We start from the raw sequence: 20,570 nt of genomic DNA, 5'->3' as shown, positions 1-20,570 counted from the left end.
GAGAAGAGATGCGGCTCGTTAGCGAACATATCGTGGAGGGGCGGCCGGGCCCGACCTTTCCGCCGGTGCACCCGACCTTGCCGGACGTGGACCTGACGAACATCTATTCCTTCACCAAGGGGCAACCTTGGGCGGAATTCGCCCGGATGCGCGCCGAGGCTCCGGTGATGTGGCACGAATTGCCGCGCGGCGGGGTAGGCTTCTGGGCGGTCACCGGGTTCGAGGAGGTGAAGCAGGTAAATGGCGATCCCGAAACGTTCAGCTCGGAGACCGGCGGCATCCTGATGGCGCTCGGGCCGGAGGAAACGCGGCATCCGACGCTTTTCTCCGCCTCCACCAATTCGATGATAAACCTGGACGGCCGGCCGCACCGACAGCTCCGCAAGGAGCATATGCCGTATTTTACCGCCAGTTATATCCGCACGCTGCGCGAACGCGTTTCGGGAGAGGTGACGCGGCTGCTCGATACGATGGCCCCGCTCGGCAAATGCGACATGGTGGAGAAATTCAGCCAGCGGCTGCCGATCTTCACGCTGTGCGAGATGCTGGGGGTGCCGCCGGAGGATCGCGAGCGCTTCATGGGCTGGATCCATTTCCTGGAAATGGCGCAGCAGGTCGCGACCGAGCAGATCGATCAGCTCGCCGGGCTTTCCGAGCCGAACCCGCAGATTGCCGCCTTCATCGAAATGTTCAACAAGAACGTCGCCGAAATGTTTGAATATGGTCGCTTCATGCTGGCGAAGCGGCGGGCGGACCCGCAAGCGGATCTGATGAGCGCTATCGCCAATGCGGTGGTGGATGGCGATCCGTTGCCCGATCCGTATCTCGATGGGGCGTGGCTGCTGATCGTGTTCGCGGGCAACGACACGACGCGCAACTCGCTGTCGGGCGCAATGAAGCTGTTCACCGAGAATCCCGAACAGAAGGCGCGGCTGCAGGCGGACGCCGGGCTTCTCACCAATGCCGTGCACGAGATTACCCGAATGGTATCGCCGGTGATCTACATGCGCCGCACGGCGACGCGCGACACCGAGGTCGGCGGGCAGCGGATCGCGGAGGGCGAGAAGGTCATCATGTATTACGGGGCGGCGAATCGCGATCCGGCCATGTTCCCCGATCCCGACAGGTTCGATATCGCACGCGCCAATGCCGAGAAGAACATCGCCTTTGGCTATGGCCCGCACATCTGCATCGGGCGCATGACCGCGCAGCTGCAGCTCGAGGAGGCCTATCGCCAGCTCTTCACGCGTTTCCCCGATATCCGCTGGACTGGCGACATGGATATCGCGCCGAACAACTTCGTTCACGCGGTACGCCGGCTGGAGGTGGAGTTCACCCCGGAGCGCGCGGCTCAGGCGGCCTAGCGCATTCGCATCGGGGCGCCGGCGCAAGCAGCGCACGGCGCCCCGCGGCGTTACGCTGGCATACGGTGCAGCGCGCAGAGCTTGTTGCCGTCCGGATCGCGCAGATACGCGAGATAGAGGTTCATGCCGGGATTTTCACGGACGCCCGGCGCATCCTCGATCGCGGTCCCGCCGGCTTCCACACCGGCCTTGTGCCACGCATTCGCCTGTTCCGGCCCGTCGACCGCGAAGCCGATCGTGCTGCCGTTCCCGTGCGTCGCGGGCTTCCCGTCTATTGGCGGGGTGACAAGAAACATGTTGCCGTTGTGCATGTAGATCAACCGGCCCTTGGGATCCTGGATACCCGGCTTGCCGCCGATCGCGCCGAACAGCGAGTCGTAGAACTTGCGCGAACGATCGATGTCGTTCGAACCGACCATCATGTGACTGAACATGGCATTCTCTCCTATGAATGAACGTGTGAGTCGTGCGGTTGCGACCAGCCTTTTTCGCATAGTCGCGAACTGGCGGGATAGGAAAGCTTGCTGGCATGGCGGTCTGCTTTGCCGCTATCGACAGGGAATGGACATGACGGGCAAAGCGGGCGTGGACGGGCTGGACCGCGCGACATTGATGGACGCGCTGGTGGCGCTGGCGGAAGCTGGCGGCGATATCGTGTGGCGGCACTTCATCGAGGGCGCGGCCGTCACGATCAAGGCCGACGAATCGCCCGTCACGGCGGCGGATCAGGCGGCCGAGGCGGCAATTCTCGCCGGCCTTTATGAAATCGCGCCGCATATCCCGGTGGTGGCAGAGGAAGAGGCCGCGGCGGGGCGCGTGCCGGATGTGGATGGCGCGTTCTTCCTCGTCGATCCGCTCGATGGGACCAAGGAATTCATCCGCCGCGGGGATGATTTCACGGTCAATATCGGCTTGATCGAGCAGGGCGCTCCGACGATGGGCGTGGTCTATGCCCCGGCGCGCCAGGCGCTTTACTGGGGCGATGCGACCGCTGGGACCGCGTGGCGCGCCGATCGCACGCCGTTCGCGACGCGGGGCGCCGCGGCGGCGATCTCGGTTCGCCCGGTTCATGTTCCGCCGTGCGCCGTCGCCTCGCGCAGCCACGTCGATCCTGCCACCGCCGCATGGCTGGATGCCGGCGGAATCTGCGATTGCGTGTCTGTCGGATCGAGCCTGAAGTTCGTGTTGGTCGCGAGCGGGGAGGCGGACGTATATCCCCGCACCGGCCCGACGATGGAATGGGATACCGCCGCCGGTGATGCCGTGCTGCGAGCTGCCGGTGGCACTACCGTCGATCTGGACAACCAGCCGTTTCGCTATGGCAAGGCCGGGTTCCGCAACACCGGCTTTGTCGCCTGCGGGCTTTATCATCCGGCGCCGCTCCGTCCTTTCGTCACACGTTGATTGCCCGATCAGCACCCACCGTCGCAGCGGAGCACGGTGCCGGTGACGAAGCTCGATGCCGGGCTGGCGAGGAATAGTGCGCTGGTGACGACTTCCTCCGGGCGACCGGGGCGACCCAGCGCGCTGTCGGTGCGTTCGCGCGCATCCTCGGTCCATGCCTTGGCGATGTCGGTAAGGAACGGGCCGGCCGCGATCGCATTGATGCGTACCTTCGGCCCGTATTCGTGCGCCATGCTCGCTACCATCGCGTTGAGCGCCGCCTTCGCACCGGCATAGGGTACGACCTGCGGCGTCGGGCGCAGCGAGGCGATCGAGGAGGTGGCCAGGATCGTTCCGCCATCATTCTGCGTCATGCGGTGCGCGATATTGGCGATCAGGCGGAACGGCCCCTTGAAGTTCAGCCCCACAACACTGTCGAACAGAGACTCGGACACTTCGTGGCTGGGAACGAGCGGCCCCATCCCGGCATTGGCCACAAGGATGTCGATCCGGCCGAATGCATCCCAGGCATCTGCCGCAAGGCGGTCCATCTCATCCCATTTACCGGCATGGGCGGGCAGCGCGAGCGCGCGGCGGCCCTTGGCGGCGATCTCCGCCACCACGGCTTCACATGCTTCCGCCTTGCGACTTGAGATGATGATGTCGGCGCCCGCATCCGCGAAAGCGAGTGCCATTTCCCGGCCCAACCCGCGCGATCCGCCGGTGATGAGTGCGATCTTGCCGCTGAGATCGAACAGGGGGTGGGGCATCGAGCTTTCCTCTCCGTCGTCGGCCGATTTGGATCGGCTTTTCCGTAACACTTGTTATGCGGGTTCTTCGCCAAGGTGCAAGCAAGCGCGCGCGTTGCTATGATTCGTGCATGGGCGGAAGGGTGAAGCGAAAGGCGGCGCTGATCGCGGCGACCGGGGCTGAGAAGCCCGCGGCGGAGACCTGCGCATTGTGTCGCCGCCCGCTGGGTGCGCGTATCGAGTGGCACCATGTCGTACCGCGCAGCGAGGGCGGACGTGAGACGGTTCCGCTTCATCCGATCTGCCATCGCGCGATCCACGCGACCTGGAGCAACACCGAGCTTGCGCGGATCGGCGGCATGGCAGCGCTACGCATGGAGCCGGCGCTGGGCGGTTTCCTGCGCTGGATAGTTCGCCGCCCGCCGGACTTTCACGCTCCGACGCGTCCCCGCGACTGATTGTCGCAGCGGTTGCCCCGGGACACCGCATTTGGTTCATCGGAGCGACAGAAACCGTGTCATTGTGGCAACAGTCTGCAAATGATGCCGTTTTTTTCTCCTTGCGCTGCAACAATCCGCGGGAGGGGGGGTTCGGTTGGTTCCCGTGCAGCGGGCGGTGAGCCGCCCCCGTAACTCCGCCGGGGAGAGTAAAAGAGGTATTATCATGCGTAAGATCATGCTGTCCGCCGCCGCTGCTGCGGCGACGTTTGTCGCGCTGCCCGCGCTCGCGCAGGATGCGGGCACTGCGCCCGCGGCCGACACCACCAGCACCGCCACCGCACCGGATGGCACGCGAGCTTTCGGCATCGAGCCGTATTTCGGCGTCATGGGCGGCTGGGAACAGTTCGATAGCGAGCCGAACAAGGCCGGCATCCCGCAGGTGTCGCGCTCGAACAAGCTGAATGGCAGCCTGGTTCAGGGCGTGGCGGGCGTGAACGTTCCGCTCGGACCGGTGTTCGTCGGCGCGGAAGGTAACGTCGCCAAGGGCATCTCCGGCGACATCAACTGGGAATATGGCGCGGCTGGCCGCTTCGGGCTTCGTGCCGGTAACAGCGGCCTGTTCTACGGCAAGGTCGGCTATCAGTGGGTGAATTTCGACAAGCGCGTAAACACCGATCGCCACTATAACGACTGGACCTATGGCGTCGGCTTCGAAGTCGGGCCGAAGGACATTGGGATGGGCAATGGCGGCTTTCGCCTTCGCGGCGAGGTTTCCACCTTTGGTGACTTCCACAGCTTCCGCCCGACGCTGGGCGTCATCACGCACTTCTGAGCTTAGCGGTCATGCGAGTACCGCGCGTGTAGCGTAACGCGCGGGCATGGCGGGGGGCGGAGCCGGCGACGGCTCCGCCCCTTTTTTGCGTCAGTTGGCGGGCATCGCATTCTGGAGCACGGAAAGATCGTGCTGATCCACGGGCGCGCCGGTCGCATCGGTCGCGACCGCGGCGGTGTTGGTCGCTGGCGCGTCACTTTTTGCATTGTCCGCCACGTCGATCGCGAACCAGACGATCCCGCCCGCCCACAATAGTGCGGCCCAGCGACTGCGAAAGATGCGTGGCGAGGGTAGCATCAGGCGCCTATGCGCCAACCATTATTAAGATCTCTTACGCGCCGGGCGACCATCGACTGCGGCAGGGTTCACGTATGCGCCTGCCCGCTGCCCGACGACCGCAGGTGAAATGGCCGCGACCGTCGCCCGATCGGAGCAGGTCGATCACCCCCGACAGGCTCGAGGTGTCGAGCGGCAGGCGATGCGCTGCGGATGGCGCGGCGTTCGATGCCCCATTTCTGATCCGCAACTGGCGCCGATGCGCCGTTTTGCGGGAAGCGGCATTCCCGGGATGGGCGAGATCGTTTTACCGATCTCGCCTCATCGAACGGTTACTCCGCCGCAACGCCCGCGGCCGAAAACATGTCGCCCTCGTTGTCGCGGCTGCCGGCATCCTCGTTCGCGGCCGGGCCAGCCTTGGCCTTCTGGCGCTTGTCGAACGAATCCCACACGTCTGACCACTGGCCCTTCGTCGCCGCCTTCGAATATTCCGTCGCGCGGGTTTCGAAGAAATTGGCGTGCTCCACACCGTTGAGCAACGGGGTGAGCCAGGGGATCGGATGCTCCTCGATCATGTAGATCGGCTTGAGCCCGAGCTGCCCGAGCCGCCAGTCCGCGATGTAGCGGATGTAGCGCTTGATGTCCTTCGCGGTCATGCCGTTGACCGGCCCCATCTCGAACGCGAGATCGATGAAATTGTCTTCAAGCCGGATCGTCGTCTGGCATTGATCGGCGATATCGTCCTTCACCGCCTTGGTGAGGCAGTTCCGCTCTTTCGTGAAGGTGTGGAACAGCTTGATGATGCCTTCGCAGTGCAGGCTCTCGTCACGCACGGACCAGGAGACGATCTGCCCCATGCCCTTCATCTTGTTGAAGCGCGGGAAATTCATCAGCATCGCAAAGCTCGCGAAAAGCTGAACACCCTCGGTAAAGCCGCCGAACATCGCCAGCGTGCGCGCGATATCCTCGTCGTTATCGACGCCGAAGCGCTGGAGATAATCGTGCTTGTCCTTCAACTCCGCATAATCGAGGAACGCGCCATATTCGCTTTCCGGCATACCGATGGTATCGAGCAGGTGGCTGTATGCGGCGATATGCACCGTCTCCATGTTGCTGAACGCCGTCAGCATCATCTTGATCTCGGTCGGCTTGAATACGCGGCCGTATTTCTCGTGGTAGCAATCCTGCACCTCGACATCCGCCTGGGTGAAGAAGCGGAAGATCTGCGTCAGCAGGTTGCGCTCGTGATCGGTGAGCTTCTGCGCCCAGTCACGGCAATCCTCGCCCAGCGGCACTTCTTCCGGCAGCCAGTGAAGCTGCTGCTGGCGCTTCCAGTATTCGAACGCCCAGGGATATTCGAAAGGCTTGTACTGCTTGGAGGCTTGGAGAAGGGGCATGGGAGTTACTCCGAGAGAAGCGAGATGATGACTGCCACGAGGCAGAGAGTGAAGAAGGCGCCGAGGACGATGTTCATCCAAGCTTGAAAACGCGCGAAACCTCTATCCAGTCGATTACGCGGGGGCGGTTCGACGCCGGCTATGCGATCGATAAGTAACTCGCCCAGAGGTACGCTGTCCCGCCAATGCTGTTTACGTACGCTGGCGATCCCCGACAGCATGAAAATCGGGCCGAGAGTCGTCAGAGGGAGGGCGAGGCCGATATCCTTCACCCCTCCAACCCCCCGCGCCACATCGCCGTCGCGCTCATCGCGAGCACGGCGCCGGCCGCCAGCGCCATGATGCCGGTCATCCGAAACACATAGACCTTCGCCGGCCCACTCGGCCGCGCCAGCGCAATCAGCAGCCCCGCGCCGACCAGCGCCAGCACCGCCGCCACCGCATACATGATGATGACGGCCAAGGTCATCCGTTGCGCCACTTAACGACCGTGACAGTGCGCGTCTTGCGCGCGCCGACACCGAAGAACACCACGCCGACGAAAAAGCCGAAATCATACCAGCCGCCATCGTTCGGCACGGCATAGACCGCGACGTCGCTCATGAACAGCGACAGTACCCACGCGACCGGAAAGATGAACCCATGCCACAAACCGAGCAGAAAGCCCGGTGTGTCCGGCGCATGGCTCACCGCGGCCGGCACCTGACGCGCGCAGGCGGCGAGCAGGAGCATCAGGCCGGACAGCGCGGGCGCGCGCCAGCGCGTGATCGTGGCGTGAATCATGCGGTCGCCTCCGCGCATCCAAATGGCGCCAGGCTCGTTCTACCCGCGAACCGAAGCAATGGAGACGCGTCATGCACGATCACACCAACATCAAACCGCACATGAAGGTCGTCGGCGCGGATGGTGTCCACGTCGGCACGGTCGATCATATCGATGGCGAGCGTATCAAGCTGACCAAGGCGGATAGCGCGCAGGGCCCGGGCGGCGAGGGCGCCAAGCATCATTATCTGCCGGCCGGGCTCGTCGCGTCGGTGGAGGGCGATACTGTGCATCTCTCCGCCACGGGGCAGAACGCCCAGGACGTGTTCGAAGAGGCCAACTGATCGCATTCGTCGCCGCGGCGACGATGGCGATTCGCAAACCCCGGTTCGCCTGGCGCGGGCCGGGGTTTTCAGCATCCGGTGTGGTGCGCTGCGCGAATAGCGGATGTACGCATATGCCGACGCCTCCCCGATGGCATGCCCCCCGGCAGACGGCGGGGGAATCCCTTGCCGCCGCAACCGGGGAGGAGCTTACCCCGGCGAGCGCCAGCCTCCAATGCCAAAAAGGATCGCTTCGCCGCTTTTTTCTGGGGATAACACCATCCCTAGTGTCCGTTCGTGCGCAGGCGACGCGATATAGGCGATTGGCTGCGATCAGCTGGGATTGTCCAGGCTGAACTCATCCGCGTCCTCGTCATAGGCGAACAGCTCGGCATAGCGACACCAGTGCGTTACGGACCGCAGCGTTTCGGCGGCGTAATCCGGGGACATATGATCCTCCAGCTCGTCCCGGAACCGGCGCGCCGGGGCGGTGTGGCTCGGCCGCTCGTCGAGAATGCGCCGGATGTGCTGCGCGAGCGGGACATGCTGGACCAGCGCCTGCGCGAATATCGCCTTGCGATCATCGGTATCGGCCTGTGCATAGCGGCGCGCGGCAGGGGTGAGCAACAGATCGCCGCCCGACAGATCGGCGAAGCGCATCAGTTGCAGTGTCTCGGCCATCGGGAACAGATCATCGATCTCCAGCTGTAACTGGTCGGAAAGGTCGGCCATCGCCGCGCGGCCGTCGAAGGGCGTGGCGTCAACCTCCTCGATCAGCCCGGCCAGGGCGTTGGTGGAGACGACCGGCAAGACCATCGAGATGCCGGTGCCGGGGAACAGGCCGTCGCGCGCGGGCTGCGCGGCGGTGCGCGCGGTCATCCGGGCGTAGATATCCTCGACCAGCGCACGGAAAGCAGGATCGAGCCGGTCGCGCGGTTGCGGCAGCTCCACCCTGATCTCGGCGGCGATGCGGCCGGGATTGGAGGCGAAGACGAGGATGCGATCGCACATCAGCACCGCTTCCTCGATATTGTGGGTCACGATCAGGATCGACTTGATCGGCATCCGTCCTTCGGACCACAGATCGAGGAGGTCGGTACGCAGCGTCTCCGCCGTCAACACGTCGAGCGCGGAAAAGGGTTCGTCCATCAGCAGCAGCGAGGGATTGACCACGATCGCGCGCGCCAGGCCGACGCGCTGGCGCATGCCGCCGGACAGCTCCTTCGGAAAGGCGTTCTCGAAACCGTCGAGGCCGATCAGGTCGATTGCGGCCAGTGCGCGGGTGCGCCGCTCCTCGGCGGGTACGCGCTGCGCTTCGAGCCCGAGCTCCACATTCTGGAGAACGGTGAGCCAAGGGAACAGTGCGAACGTCTGAAACACCATGCTGACGGTCGGCTCGCTGCCGTCCGGCTGCGGCTCGAACCGGATCTCGCCGTCGCTCGGATCGATCAGCCCGGCGATCGAGCGCAGCAACGTGGACTTGCCCGAACCCGAGCGGCCGAGCAGCCCGACCACCTCGCCCTCGTAGAGCGTCAGATCGACATTCTCCAGCACGAGCAGATCGCTGGCACCCTTGCCGTAATGATGGCGGACGCCCGCCACGTTGACGAGCGGCGTGGCGGCGGGGAGGCGGGCGAGCGTGGCCATGTCTGCGTCTCCTGTATCCGGATTATCCGAGCCGCAGGCGGCGGTCGGCAAAAGCGTAGAGTGGCCGCCACAGCAGCCGGTTGAAACCGATAACGAAGATCGACATCACCGCGATGCCAAGCGTTACGCGCGGGAAATCACCCGCCGCGGTGGCCTGCGCGATATAGGCGCCGAGGCCGGTTGCCGCCAGCTTTCGATCGCCCCACGTCACCAGTTCCGCGACGATGCTGGCATTCCACGATCCGCCCGAGGCGGTGAGCGCGCCGGTGACATAATAAGGGAAGATGCCGGGGATCGCGAGCGTACGCCACCATTGCCAGCGCTTCACGCCGAACATGCCCGCCGCCTCGCGCAGGTCCGTCGGGATCGCGCTCGCACCGGCGATGACGTTGAACAGAATATACCATTGTGTGCCCAGCACCATCAGTGGGGACAGCCAAATATCGGGGTCGAGCCGCCAGTGGACGATCGCGATCACGACGAACGGGAAAAGCACGTTGGCGGGGAAGGCGGCGAGGAATTGCGCGACCGGCTGTAGCCGCTCGGCCCATCGCGGGCGCAACCCGATCCACACGCCGATCGGCACCCAGATCACGCTGGCGAGCGCGATCAGCACCAGCACGCGCAGCATCGTGATGAGCCCCAGCCCGAACGTGCTCAGCACGTCGCCCAGCGCGAGATGGCGCGACACATAGGTTGCGATCAGCCATACCGCCCAGCCGACGCCGCCCGCCACGATCGCCAGCCACAGCCAGCGGCCGGCGCCGGTGTCGCTGCTCGCCATCTGCCGCTTGCGCGGAGCGGGCCGGCGATCGAGCGCCATCAGCGCGCGGCCCAGCCCGGTGAGCGGCGCGAACACCACGGGCAGCAGGCGGGTGCGGCGGAACAGATCATAGGCCCATGAACGCGGCCGGTGCGCGCTCGCCGTCTGTTCGAAGCGGAACCGGTCCGCCCAGACGACCACCGGGCGGAATACGAACTGGTCGTACAGCAGGATCACCGCCGCCATCGCCGCCACCGCCCAGCCGACGTGGCGGAAATCCTGCTGGTCGATCGCCAGCGCCAGATACGATCCGATCCCCGGCAGCATGATCCGCGTATCACCTACGCTGATCGCTTCCGAAGCGACGACGAAGAACCAGCCGCCGGACATGGACATCATCGCGTTCCACACCAGCGCGGGGGTAGCGAACGGCAGCTCCAGCCGGATGAACCGTCGCCACGGCGACAGCGCGAAGCCCTGCGCCACCTCTTCGAGATCGGCCGGCACCGCGCGCAGCGACTGATAGAAGCTGAACGCCATGTTCCACGCCTGGCTGGTGAAGATCGCGAAGATCGCGGCCAGCTCCACGCCGAACTGGCGCGCGGGGAACAGCCCCATGAAGAAAGTGACCGTGAAGGTCAGGAAACCCAGGATCGGCACCGATTGCAGGATATCGAGCGCCGGGACGATCACCATCTCGGCGCGGCGGCTCTTGGCAGCCAGCGTGGCGACGAGAAAGGTGAAGATCAGGCTGGCCCCCAGCGCCGCGAACATGCGCAGGGTGGTGCGCAGCGCATAGCCGGGCAAATTGGCCGGATCGAGCGTGACGGGGGCGAGGTTCAGCCGCGCGAGCGGGGCGGCCATGCCTTCCGCGCCCTGGATCACCAGCACGGCGACCCCCGCCAGCAGCAGGAACGCGATCGCGTCCGCCCAACTTGGCGCGACTCGTCCGCGCCATTGGCGCGACAGGCTCAGCAGGCCGCGTGCGGTCTGTGGTACGAAGTCCATGTCTCATCCCGTCTCGGTCGCCATCGGCGACACCCGTGGGCGAGACTGATGCGATCAGGCTCGGCCGGGCGCCCCCGATGGCGCGTTCAATCGACTACTGTCGCTTGGCATTTGGTTCGTTGTTTCCTGATCGCCCGCGCGAACATACGCGCCGGCAGCGCCGCCCCTGCGACGACCGCGCGGCGGAGTCAACGGGGAACCGTGGCGCTGCGTGGGAGGAGCGCATTTCCGGTCATCCGGTGATCGATCGCCGCGTTGAAATGGCGGTTAGATCCGGCACGCTCCCAAGCGGTGGCCGGTGCCGGACGCTCGGCAGGGCGAGCACCGCCGCCACGATTGGCTCGTCCGCACGGCCGGCTGTTCCAGTCTTGCAGGGCGATATAGCGCGGCACAATGCGGTTCGGGCAGCTACCGCCGCCAGACGACGATCTCGCGCGATGGAAACAGCCGAGATGCACGATCGCCTCCCGAATGAGGGGCGGCCCATCCGTAGCAAGTCGGCGGATATCTCCCTGACATCGCCGCGATCATGTCGCGCGCCCCTGTCCGCTGAGATCCGCGACGGTCATGGCGGTCGCGCGCAGCGTCGTCCGGTGGTGTGGCGATGGCGATGGCGATTCGGCCGAAACCTCGGTGATCCGCCAATGCATGATTCACACACCTGTCATATATTCTCGCGCCGCCGCGATTTTGGTGGGTGACAACGCCGCGCGGTCGCCGCATTCATCCCCGAGAAAGCATGTGTGGTCGAGGCGATGGCCTCTTTGAAAGCCTTGCCATTGCCGCCTGCCGTTTCCGCCGCTGTTCCACTGCTCCCCGCGCATTCCGAAGGCGTGGCGCTGATCGGGCCGATGCACCATGCGTCGCGTGGCTACGGCTGGACGATCTTTGCCGGCCTGATCGCCGGCGTCGCGGCGCTGGCGGTGCTGATGCACGCCGCCGGATTGCGGATCGATCCGTTTTCGCGCGGCATGGTTCCTTTTCACATGGCCGCTATTATCCTGCTTGCCCTAAAGCTGCGCGCCGCACGCTGGTGGCCAGGGCATGGACGCGCGATCGGCGATTGCGCGGAGTTTTTCGGGTTGTTTACCGCGATCTCGCTGATCGGCGCGGTGGCGAGTTATCCGGTCGCGGCGCTTACTGGCGGAATGCATGACGCGACACTGCAACGCATCGATGCGCTGCTGGGGTTCGACTGGCTTGCCTGGTACCGCCTCGTCGCCGATCACCGCATGCTGCAATGGCTGGGGCTTGCCGCGTATCGCACGATCTACCTGACGCCAGCGATCCTGCTCGGCTTCTATGCCTGGAAAGGGTACAAGGCAGCCGCGCATCGTTTCCTGATGACCTTCGGTCTGGCCGCGACGCTCACCCTGATGCTGTATCCGATGATGACCGCGGTGGGGCCGTTGTCATTCCTGTGGCATGGACCGCTGCCTTACCTGCCCGAGAGCGAAGAGTGGCAGGCCGCGCTCATCCCGGCGCTGCGCGCGCACCAGATGCATTATGTCGATCTTGGACAATTGCGGGGACTGGTCTCCGCGCCGAGCTTCCACACCGTCGCGGCGGTGCTCTATATCCGCGCGGCATGGCCTCATCGCGAACTGCGCGCGCCACTGTTGGGTCTTAACGCGGCCATGTTGATAGCGACCCCGGTGGAAGGGACGCACTATCTGATCGACATGATCCTTGGCGCGGTAGTGGCGATCGTCGCCACGCTGGCGATGGGCAGGCTGCTAGCCGGCTCCGCCACCCCTCGCGTCAGCGCGGTCGGCGCCATCGCCTGAACGGGGCGGGGTGGCCGCCTCGCAGTCTGGCGGTTTTTCGATACCCGACCGGCGTTGCGGCCCCGCCGTTTTCTCCTGTCCCGAGGAAACGGGAAGATCTCTCCAGTGACCATGCACGCGGAGAGCGCGACGGCGTCAGATTGGGGCTTGCGGTGCGCGCAGCGGAGGGGGAGAAATGGTCCGCGCCGCTCGCGCGGAACAGTTCATGGAGAACAACGCGATCCGGGGAGCGAAGCGCAAGGCGCTTCAGGTTGCGCAAAGCTGCCTCCGTTCGGCCTTGAACCGATCACGCCCAAGTCCGACCGCGGAGCACTCGAAAAGGAGCTGGCTGTCGCGCTCGAAACTGCGGGTCTGTGATCAATCCTCTACCGTCGCCTGCTGCGTCCTCGTGTCATTGGATCGGGCTTCGTCGGCGGTGTCCAGCCTGGCGGGGGCTCCATGCGCTGCCGGCTTGTTCCAAGCCCCATCGCACCGGGTCGCTGCCGCGTGATGCCGGACAAGTCGGCAGTCGCGGCGTCCTCCGCCGTCACACCGGCGCGCATCAGGCTGATCATATCCCGCAGTCGCCGAGCCTCCTCAAAGTCCATCGCCGCTGCGGCGGCTTCCATCTGCTCACGAAGCGATTCCGCGGACTCGACCATGCTGCTGCAACGCCTCGGACCGCCGGAGTTTCCCGGTCCAAACCAAAAGCCGGCTTGCCGACCGCTGAGTTCAGGACAGCGTCGCTAGCGCCTCACGACGGAACGGCTGCAACTCGGCCGTGCGCCCCTCCTTCACCTTGGTGGCCCAAAGCGGATCCTGAAGAAGCGCACGGCCGACGCCCACCAGGTCGAAGTCGCCGCGCGCGAAGCGGCGCTCCAGTTCGTCGAGCGATGCGGGTTCGGAGCCTTCGCCGCCGAACGCCGCGATGAACTCGCCCGACAGACCCACCGAGCCGACCGTGATCGTCGGCCGTCCGGTCAGCTTCTTTGCCCAGCCCGCGAAATTCAGGTCCGAGCCGTCATCCGCAAATTCGGGCTCCCAGAACCGGCGCTGCGAACAATGGAAGATGTCCGCGCCCGCATCCGCGAGCGTTCCGAGCCACGTCTGCATTTCGTCAGGCGACCGCGCCATGCGAACCTCATAGTCCTGTTGCTTCCACTGCGAGAGCCGGATGATGATGGGATAGTCGGCGCCGACCGCCGCGCGCACCGCCTTCAGGATCGCGGCTGCGAACTGCGATCGCTCTACGAGGCTCGGGCCGCCGTAGGGGTCGGTGCGCTCGTTGGTGCCCTCCCAGAAGAATTGGTCGATGAGGTAGCCGTGCGCGCCGTGCAGCTCGACTGCCTCGAACCCCAGCCGCTTCGCGTCGGCGGCTGCCTGGCCAAAGGCGGCGATCGCGTCGGCGATCTCGTGATCGGCCATCGCATCGCCAAACTTTTTGCCGGGACGGGAGAGGCCCGACGGGCTGTCATAGGCGCCCGCCGGCGACCAGCTTTCGTGGTGGGTCTTCACCGCGCCGACGTGCCAGAGCTGCGGCGCCATCACGCCGCCGACCGCATGCACCTCGTCGATCACGTGCTGCCAACCGGCGAGCTCCGCTTCGCCATGAAAGCGGGGCACGTCCGGGTCGTTGAGCGACGCCGGCCGGTTCACGCCGGTGCCCTCCGACACGATGAGGCCCACGTCCGCTGCAGCGCGGCGTCGGTAATAAGCGGCGACCTCCGCGGTGGGCACGCCACCCGGCGAGTGCGACCGCGTCATCGGCGCCATCACGATCCGGTTCTTCAGCGTCAGCGACTTGTAGCTGAAGGGGGAGAACAGGCCGGTTGTGGTCATCGTGGAATCCTATCTCTTAGCGGTGCAGGGCACCCGGTCTGTCTAAAGAGGTTCGCTACCGTCTGCCAGAATTGCAGCAAAGTCGAAATGATCGGGCTGTTGAGCTCGAGAATCAATGCGCAGCCGCATCGTGAGCCAGATACGATTTGTTGCTTGCCTCCAAGCCGCTTCCTCACGGGCGCTCATTCGGGTGATAGATCCGGTTGTCACCGGGCCCGTCTCCCACCGAGGAGGCATCAAGGCCGAAGGGTGGTACGAGTCCGAGCTTCCGCTCGACCGACGCCTTCGCGCTAGCGATGGTTTCTTCCGCGGCTGCCGCGTCCTGGGTCCGGCTGATCGCGATCGCGCCGACCATTTCGGCGACGGCGGATACCGCCCGCGTGCGCGGCGCGTCCACGCCGGCGCGTTCGAGCAGAGTCTCGATGCCGCCGGTCAATCGATCGACCGCGCGGACGAAACGTGCCTGCGCCGCATCGGGCAGGCGATGGAACTCGCCCGAGAGGATCGGGATCGGACAGCCCTGGTCGCGCGCGTTTCGGTGGCGCATCGAGAGGTAGTAATTCACCAGCCTGTGCAGCGCCGTCTGCGGATCGACCCGATCGACATCGGCGAAGAACGCTTCGTACCGATCCTTGAACATGTGATCGACCGCTTCGCTCAGCAACTCGTCGCGCGAGCGGAAATGCGCGTAGAAGCCGCCGTGGGTCAGCCCGGCGCGCTTCATCACTGCGGCGACACCGAGGCGGTCGGGGCCTTCTGCACGCAGCGCCGCGGCTGCTTCTTTCAGGACCCGATCGCGGGTGCGCGCCTTGTGTTCGCTGTCGTATCGCATCGACCTTACCTGTGCTCTGCGGCGGCGGATGCAAGCGTCCAGGAGGACGCGTCCTGCCATCCGCCACCAAGCGCCCGATACGCCGCCACTGCCGCGCGCGCTTCGTCGGCGCGGGTCGCTGCGAGGCGATCGGTCGCGGCGAGCAATTCACGGTTGGCATCGATGACGTCGATGAGGCCGACCGCCCCCGCGGCATAGGCGTCCTGCGCCTGCGCGCGCGCGCGGGCGAGCGCCGCCGTCTCTCGCTCCAGGCTCGCGCGCTCCTTATGCGCCTCGGCTAGGCGGGCGAGCGCGGTCTCGACGTCCTCGGCCGCCGTCAGCACGGATCCGCGCCACGCCGCGAGCGCCTCCGCCTGCCGGCCACGCGCGGCCGCGACCTCCGCGTCGACGCGCCCGAAGTCGAACAAACGCCATCGTAGTGCGGCCCCACCCGATGCCTGCACCGAATTGCCGGTGAAGAGGTTTGCGGTTCCGAGACTGGCGACGCCGAGCAGACCGGATAGCGACAGGTGCGGATAGTAATCCGCGAGCGCGACGCCGATCCGCGCGTTGCTCGCGGCAAGGCGGCGCTCAGCGGCGACCACGTCTGGCCGACGGCGGAGCAGGTCGGCAGGCGCGGCGCCGCCGGCCGGGGTCGGTGCCGCGGGCACCGGTCGCGCGTCGATCAACAGCGCTCGGTTGCTGCCGGGCGGATCGCCAACCAGCACGTCGAGGCGATTGAGCTGCGCCTCGATCCCGGCGCGGAGCGGTGCCATCGCGGCGCGCACGCCCTCGAGCTGCGCGATCGTGCGGTTGCGGTCGCGTTCTGCGGCGATACCCTGCTCGACGCGTTGACGGACGAGCTCGTCGAGCTGCGCCTGATTTCGCTCCTGGTCGCGGGCGACCGCCAGCCGCGATTGAAACGCGCGCAATGTCAGATAGGCGTCGGCGGTTTCGGCGGCGACCGCGATCGCCACCGCGCCGGCGCTCGCTTCCGCGGCGGCGAGATCGGCTCGTGCCGCCTCACGCCCGCGGCGCAGGCCGCCGAACAGATCGATCTCCCACGAGGCCTGGGTTCCGACCGCATATTCGGTGTAACCGCGCTCGGCACCCACGGCGCGCGTGATCCGGCCGATCGCGGTGTTGCGCGACTGGCTGACCGTGGTCGCGGTCGCCGCCGCATCCGCGGCCGGCAGCAGCGCCGCGCCCGCCGCGCGGGCGGCGGCGCGCGACTGATCGATCCGCGCGCGCGCCTGTGCGAGGTCCGTATTGCGCGCGACCGTCCGGTCGACGAGCGTCGCGAGCAGTGGATCGTTGAAGCCGCGCCACCATGCCGCATCCGCGTCGCGCCGCTCGATCAGGGCAGCATGGCCGAAGGCCGGCGCGATCGCCGGTTGGGGACGGACGTAGTCGGCGCCAACGGTGCAGCCCGCCAGCGTCACCGGCGCGAGGAGCAGGTAGATCTTCGACATTCAGTGCGACTCCGCCGGAGGGATGGGCGCGGCTTCCTTCGGCACGCGGCAGAACGGGACCATCACGAGCGCGAGCACGAACATCCACGCCATGATGCGGAACACCTCGTCGAACGCGGTCGTGAGCGCCTCACGCCCAACCACCCGACCGAACGAGGCCTGCGCCATCAGCAATGCCTGCGCGGGATCGGGCGTGTTGGCGGCCATCCGGGTTGCGATTGCGGCCACAAAGTCCGTCGCGCCCTGCGCCGACGCGCCCAATGCTTCGCCGAAGCGCGCAGTCTGCGTCCGCGCGGCGTCGTTCAGCCAGGTATTGACGGTCGCGATCCCGATCGCCCCGCCTAGATTGCGCATCAGATTGAAGAGCCCCGAAGCGGAGCGCAGTTCCGGCCCCTGGAAGGCGGATAGGGCCATGCCCACGCTCGGTACGATGCAGAGCATGACGAAGAGCCCGCGGGCGAGCTGCGGGATCAGCAGTTCCTTGAAACCCCAATTTGAGGCGATGTGCGAGGTCAACCACAGGCTGATCGCGAAGCCGGTCAGCCCGATGCCGATGACGATACGCCGGTCGATATGGTTGGAGGACCAGGCGGCGATGATCGTACTGAGCAGCTGGCTCGCCCCAACGACGAACACGGTCGTCCCGATCTCCAGGCTGTTGTAGCCGCGCACCCGGCCCAGGAACACCGGCAGCAGGTACGTCGAGGCGTAGATGCCGAACCCGATGACGAGGTTGAACACGCAAGCAAAGGTGAAGGTGCGATTGCGGAACGGCGACACGCGCACGATCGGGTTCTTGGAATAGAGCGATCGTTCGACGAACAGGCCAAACGCGACCGCCGCGATCCAGGCGACCATCACGATCGTGGGATCGCCGAACCAATCCTTTCGTGGTCCTTCCTCCAGGACGTATTCGAGGCCGCCGAGCGCCACCGCCATCGCGACGAGATGTGACCAATCGATGCGGGCGAACATGGATCGGTCCGCGCGATCGACGTCGATCAACAGGATCGTCAGGATCGTGACGAGCGTGCCCGGAACCACGTTGATGAAGAAAATCCACCGCCAGCCGATGCTGTCGGTGATGATTCCGCCGACGGTCGGCCCGATCGTCGGGGCCAGTACCGATACCATGCCGAGGATGGCCGGGATGAGCGCGCGCTGCTTGCCCTCGAACATGGTGAAGCCGACCGCGAAAACGGTCGGTACCATCGCGCCGCCGACGAACCCCTGGAGCGCGCGGAAGACGATCATCGACTCGATGTTCCAGGCAAGCCCGCAGGCGATGCTCGACAGCGTAAACAGCCCCGCGGAAAGCGCGAACAGCCATCTGGTCGACATCGCCTGACCCAGGAAGGCCGAGAACGGGATCATCACCAGCTCCGCCATGAGATAGGCGGTCTGCACCCAGCTGATCTCGTCAGGGCCGGCTGAGAGCCCCGCCTGCACGTCGTTGAGCGAGGCCGCGACGATCTGGATGTCGAGCAGCGCCATGAACTGCCCGAACGCGAGCACCGCGAAGATCACATATTTGTGCGATAGCGGCAGTGCCGCCGGGTTAGGTGCCGCGTCGCGGCCACGCCGCCGTGCCCATGCCCCGGTCGTAACCGCACCTCCCATTGTCTGATCGCCTCTTGTTGTATGATGACCATCATATTATAACCGTCATATCAAAGCCGCAAGAGGTGTGGGATGGATGCGATAACGGGCGGACCGGTGATTGAGACCGCCACCGTCGGCCGGCGGTTCAACCCACCGTCGCCACGAACGCTGATGGCGTCGGGCGTGGCGGTCGCGGTGGCGGCGGCTGGGGTCGTTTGTATCACCTCACCGGCAACGTCTGAGACCACCGACGACGCATATGTCAGCGCGGATACGACAGCGGTTGCGCCCAAGATCCGCGGGCTCGTCACCGAGGTTACGGTGCGCGACAATCAGATGGTGCGCGCAGGCCAGCCGCTCGTCCGGATCGACCCGGAGGAGTTCGATGCCAAGGTCGCGTCGGCGCAGGCGGCTCTAGCGGACGCGCAGGCCGGCGTCGGGGCGGCGCAGGCGGCGCTCGTCAGCCTCGCGGCGGAAGAGCGGTTGGCAAGCGCGCAGGTCGCGGCCGCGCGCACCGCGATCAGGTCCGCGGGGGCACAATCCGATCTCGCCGCGGCGGATCGTCGCCGCTACGCTGCGCTTGTCGCCACCGGCGCGGTCGCGCGGCGCGAGGCGGACTCCTACGGCGCCGCAGCGGTGACCGCAGAGCAGGATGCGGCGCGGGCGGGAGCGTTGCTGGCGGTATCGCGCGAGACGGCTGGCGTCACCGCCGCGAAGCGACCCGGCCTCCTCGCTGCGCTTGCCACCGCACGCGCGAAGGTGGGACAGGCGAAGGCCGTGCTCGATCTTGCGCGACAGGACCGTCGCCACGCGACCATCCTCGCGCCGATCGACGGCGTGGTCGGCAATCGTCAGGTCCGCGTCGGCGAATATGTCCAGCCGGGCAGCCGTCTTCTCATGATCGTGCCGCTCCACGCGCTCTACGTCACCGCGAACTTCAAGGAGACGCAGACCGCCCGAATGCTGCCTGGCCAGCCTGCCACGATCGAGGCGGATGCGCTGCCGGGTACCAAGTTGCGCGGTACGGTCGACAGCGTTGCGCCGGGATCCGGATCCAGCTTCTCGCTGCTGCCGTTCGAGCCGGGCACCGGCAATTTCACCAAGATCGTCCAGCGTGTCGGCGTGCGCATCCGCTTCGACACCGGCCAGCCGGGCATCGATCGGCTCCGGCCCGGGCTCTCGGTCACGGCGCGGGTGCAGCTTGCAAGCAATGAGGATCGCAATCCATGACCACTGCGATCCCGCCACGCTCGACGGCCTCGGCCAGATCGCCGCAATGGTGACGACCAGCCAAAGACCGCCGATCGGCGAGACGATGCGCTTCTCGCTCGTCGCGTTCGACCGCGGCCATGCGGTGTTCGAGGGTGCGCCCGATCGCAGCGTCTAAAATCCGATGGCTCGGTGCATGGCGGTTATGCCGCGACCCTTGCTCGACAGTGCGTGCGAGATCGCTGTGCACACGCAACTCGCGGCCGGCCTGGGGAAGCCAGGGGAGCATGATGTGGTCGATCGGGATTGCCTGATCCGGCTCGCCCCCGCTGTCGGTCATGGCGTGGAACAACGCATAGCTCCACGCGGGCAGCCCGTGCGCGAGTCCGCGAGCGTGAAGCAGATCGATTGCGGCCGCGTGTTGTTGAGCGTCATGTAGCCCGATCGCTCGCCTAGTAACGCTGCATGCGCGCCCGCGTCACGATCGCTTCGCCCCAGTCGCCGCCCGGCGCGAACCAGCGCTCCCCATATGTCGCGGCGATCGACGGTCCGGGCGCTCGTGATCCGGGCACCGAGGCCGAGGTTGTTCGCAGCGTGCAGCGTGCAGCGTGAGGCGCCCGGACGACGCTGCCGCCATCTCGCGAAAGAGCGGCTGGCACAACGTCCTGTTCAGGAGCCCATCGCGCTACGTCGCTGATATCTTGCTTGCGGAGGAATGCTCCAGTGTTCGCGATCACGCCCTGCGACGCCATACTTAAGTGCTGCCAAGAGCGCACGCCGCTGCTCTTCACCCGATGAGGCGCCGTGCCCGTTCCAGGGTGAGTCGCGCGCGGGCATCGACCGCATACTGCTCGACGAAAGCCGCCATGCCGGTGCTCTGAGACAGGGCAAAGGGCGCCAGAAATCCCGGACGGGTGGTTTGTCGAT

At 66.0% G+C, this 20,570-nt stretch carries 24 protein-coding genes; 10 read left to right on the top strand and 14 right to left on the bottom strand.

What is annotated here, in order from left to right:
* The first annotated feature begins 8 nt into the window (after positions 1 to 8).
* Entirely contained in the window at positions 9 to 1,364 is a 1,356-nt protein-coding gene (locus ACM61V_RS14170; RefSeq protein ID WP_137786311.1) for a cytochrome P450, read from the top strand.
* Between the two features lie 50 nt (positions 1,365 to 1,414).
* Here the strand turns inward: ACM61V_RS14170 and ACM61V_RS14165 are convergent, their stop codons facing one another.
* On the bottom strand, positions 1,415 to 1,798 hold the full coding sequence (locus ACM61V_RS14165) for a VOC family protein (protein WP_137786310.1): 384 nt from the start codon (positions 1,796 to 1,798) through the stop codon (positions 1,415 to 1,417).
* A gap of 133 nt (positions 1,799 to 1,931) precedes the next feature.
* Here ACM61V_RS14165 and cysQ point away from each other — a divergent pair, with 133 nt between their 5' ends.
* Positions 1,932 to 2,768 carry a 3'(2'),5'-bisphosphate nucleotidase CysQ gene (cysQ, locus tag ACM61V_RS14160; protein ID WP_137786309.1) on the top strand — a complete coding sequence of 279 codons (837 nt, stop codon included), beginning with the start codon at positions 1,932 to 1,934 and terminating at the stop codon, positions 2,766 to 2,768.
* An 8-nt stretch (positions 2,769 to 2,776) separates the two neighbouring features.
* Here the strand turns inward: cysQ and ACM61V_RS14155 are convergent, their stop codons facing one another.
* Entirely contained in the window at positions 2,777 to 3,517 is a 741-nt protein-coding gene (locus ACM61V_RS14155; protein WP_137786308.1) for an SDR family NAD(P)-dependent oxidoreductase, read from the bottom strand.
* A 122-nt stretch (positions 3,518 to 3,639) separates the two neighbouring features.
* Here ACM61V_RS14155 and ACM61V_RS14150 point away from each other — a divergent pair, with 122 nt between their 5' ends.
* Together ACM61V_RS14150 and ACM61V_RS14145 are read left to right on the top strand one after the other, a co-directional pair.
* Positions 3,640 to 3,954 (top strand): HNH endonuclease, encoded by a 315-nt coding sequence (locus tag ACM61V_RS14150; protein WP_249341491.1) that lies wholly within the window; start codon positions 3,640 to 3,642, stop codon positions 3,952 to 3,954.
* A 205-nt stretch (positions 3,955 to 4,159) separates the two neighbouring features.
* Positions 4,160 to 4,768 carry an opacity protein gene (locus ACM61V_RS14145; RefSeq protein WP_137786306.1) on the top strand — a complete coding sequence of 203 codons (609 nt, stop codon included), beginning with the start codon at positions 4,160 to 4,162 and terminating at the stop codon, positions 4,766 to 4,768.
* A gap of 90 nt (positions 4,769 to 4,858) precedes the next feature.
* Here ACM61V_RS14145 and ACM61V_RS14140 read toward each other — a convergent pair whose 3' ends face one another.
* From ACM61V_RS14140 to ACM61V_RS14120, 5 genes are all read right to left on the bottom strand, one after another.
* A complete protein-coding gene (locus tag ACM61V_RS14140) occupies positions 4,859 to 5,065 on the bottom strand; it encodes a hypothetical protein (RefSeq protein WP_137786305.1) in 207 nt (68 codons plus the stop codon).
* Between the two features lie 311 nt (positions 5,066 to 5,376).
* Positions 5,377 to 6,441 carry a ribonucleotide-diphosphate reductase subunit beta gene (locus ACM61V_RS14135; RefSeq protein WP_137786304.1) on the bottom strand — a complete coding sequence of 355 codons (1,065 nt, stop codon included), beginning with the start codon at positions 6,439 to 6,441 and terminating at the stop codon, positions 5,377 to 5,379.
* Between the two features lie 5 nt (positions 6,442 to 6,446).
* Positions 6,447 to 6,713, bottom strand: coding sequence for a hypothetical protein (locus tag ACM61V_RS14130; RefSeq protein ID WP_137786303.1), 267 nt, complete (start codon positions 6,711 to 6,713; stop codon positions 6,447 to 6,449).
* The gene (locus ACM61V_RS14125; RefSeq protein ID WP_137786302.1) at positions 6,710 to 6,910 is read right to left on the bottom strand and encodes a hypothetical protein; all 201 of its coding nucleotides are present in this window, start codon (positions 6,908 to 6,910) and stop codon (positions 6,710 to 6,712) included. The genes ACM61V_RS14130 and ACM61V_RS14125 overlap by 4 nt, the downstream gene beginning before the upstream one ends.
* On the bottom strand, positions 6,907 to 7,224 hold the full coding sequence (locus tag ACM61V_RS14120) for a hypothetical protein (RefSeq protein WP_171007541.1): 318 nt from the start codon (positions 7,222 to 7,224) through the stop codon (positions 6,907 to 6,909). The genes ACM61V_RS14125 and ACM61V_RS14120 overlap by 4 nt, the downstream gene beginning before the upstream one ends.
* Positions 7,225 to 7,295: 71 nt before the next feature.
* On the opposite strand from ACM61V_RS14120, the gene ACM61V_RS14115 reads away from it, so the two are divergent.
* Complete coding sequence (locus ACM61V_RS14115; protein ID WP_137786301.1) at positions 7,296 to 7,547, top strand: DUF2171 domain-containing protein; 252 nt, start codon at positions 7,296 to 7,298, stop codon at positions 7,545 to 7,547.
* Positions 7,548 to 7,859: 312 nt separating this feature from the next.
* Here ACM61V_RS14115 and ACM61V_RS14110 read toward each other — a convergent pair whose 3' ends face one another.
* Together ACM61V_RS14110 and ACM61V_RS14105 are read right to left on the bottom strand one after the other, a co-directional pair.
* Positions 7,860 to 9,173 carry an AAA-associated domain-containing protein gene (locus ACM61V_RS14110; protein ID WP_137786300.1) on the bottom strand — a complete coding sequence of 438 codons (1,314 nt, stop codon included), beginning with the start codon at positions 9,171 to 9,173 and terminating at the stop codon, positions 7,860 to 7,862.
* Between the two features lie 22 nt (positions 9,174 to 9,195).
* The gene (locus ACM61V_RS14105) at positions 9,196 to 10,944 is read right to left on the bottom strand and encodes an ABC transporter permease (protein WP_137786299.1); all 1,749 of its coding nucleotides are present in this window, start codon (positions 10,942 to 10,944) and stop codon (positions 9,196 to 9,198) included.
* A 755-nt stretch (positions 10,945 to 11,699) separates the two neighbouring features.
* On the opposite strand from ACM61V_RS14105, the gene ACM61V_RS14100 reads away from it, so the two are divergent.
* Positions 11,700 to 12,731, top strand: a complete 1,032-nt coding sequence (locus tag ACM61V_RS14100; protein WP_137786298.1) for a phosphatase PAP2 family protein — start codon at positions 11,700 to 11,702, stop codon at positions 12,729 to 12,731.
* A gap of 365 nt (positions 12,732 to 13,096) precedes the next feature.
* Here the strand turns inward: ACM61V_RS14100 and ACM61V_RS14095 are convergent, their stop codons facing one another.
* The 5 genes from ACM61V_RS14095 to ACM61V_RS14075 form a co-directional block, all read right to left on the bottom strand.
* A complete protein-coding gene (locus ACM61V_RS14095; protein WP_137786297.1) occupies positions 13,097 to 13,372 on the bottom strand; it encodes a UvrB/UvrC motif-containing protein in 276 nt (91 codons plus the stop codon).
* A 70-nt stretch (positions 13,373 to 13,442) separates the two neighbouring features.
* The gene (locus ACM61V_RS14090; protein ID WP_137786296.1) at positions 13,443 to 14,549 is read right to left on the bottom strand and encodes an NADH:flavin oxidoreductase; all 1,107 of its coding nucleotides are present in this window, start codon (positions 14,547 to 14,549) and stop codon (positions 13,443 to 13,445) included.
* Between the two features lie 172 nt (positions 14,550 to 14,721).
* Positions 14,722 to 15,381: a TetR/AcrR family transcriptional regulator gene (locus tag ACM61V_RS14085; RefSeq protein WP_171007540.1), complete on the bottom strand. Its 660-nt coding sequence runs from the start codon at positions 15,379 to 15,381 to the stop codon at positions 14,722 to 14,724.
* A gap of 5 nt (positions 15,382 to 15,386) precedes the next feature.
* Positions 15,387 to 16,832, bottom strand: coding sequence for an efflux transporter outer membrane subunit (locus tag ACM61V_RS14080; RefSeq protein ID WP_419714081.1), 1,446 nt, complete (start codon positions 16,830 to 16,832; stop codon positions 15,387 to 15,389).
* The gene (locus ACM61V_RS14075; protein WP_137786293.1) at positions 16,833 to 18,452 is read right to left on the bottom strand and encodes a DHA2 family efflux MFS transporter permease subunit; all 1,620 of its coding nucleotides are present in this window, start codon (positions 18,450 to 18,452) and stop codon (positions 16,833 to 16,835) included.
* Positions 18,453 to 18,524: 72 nt separating this feature from the next.
* Between ACM61V_RS14075 and ACM61V_RS14070 the strand changes: the two genes are divergently transcribed.
* The 4 genes from ACM61V_RS14070 to ACM61V_RS14055 are packed head-to-tail and all read left to right on the top strand — an operon-like array spanning position 18,525 to position 20,255.
* Positions 18,525 to 19,664, top strand: a complete 1,140-nt coding sequence (locus ACM61V_RS14070; protein WP_137786292.1) for an HlyD family secretion protein — start codon at positions 18,525 to 18,527, stop codon at positions 19,662 to 19,664.
* Positions 19,645 to 19,821: a hypothetical protein gene (locus ACM61V_RS14065; RefSeq protein ID WP_171007539.1), complete on the top strand. Its 177-nt coding sequence runs from the start codon at positions 19,645 to 19,647 to the stop codon at positions 19,819 to 19,821. The genes ACM61V_RS14070 and ACM61V_RS14065 overlap by 20 nt, the downstream gene beginning before the upstream one ends.
* Positions 19,822 to 19,839: 18 nt before the next feature.
* Complete coding sequence (locus ACM61V_RS14060; RefSeq protein ID WP_137786291.1) at positions 19,840 to 20,082, top strand: hypothetical protein; 243 nt, start codon at positions 19,840 to 19,842, stop codon at positions 20,080 to 20,082.
* A 26-nt stretch (positions 20,083 to 20,108) separates the two neighbouring features.
* The gene (locus ACM61V_RS14055; protein ID WP_171007538.1) at positions 20,109 to 20,255 is read left to right on the top strand and encodes a hypothetical protein; all 147 of its coding nucleotides are present in this window, start codon (positions 20,109 to 20,111) and stop codon (positions 20,253 to 20,255) included.
* The last annotated feature ends 315 nt before the right edge of the window (positions 20,256 to 20,570 follow it).

Source organism: Sphingomonas sp. TX0543 (assembly GCF_048565505.1).
Classification (GTDB): Bacteria; Pseudomonadota; Alphaproteobacteria; order Sphingomonadales; family Sphingomonadaceae; genus Sphingomonas.
This window is presented reverse-complemented; position numbering and strand designations above follow the sequence as displayed.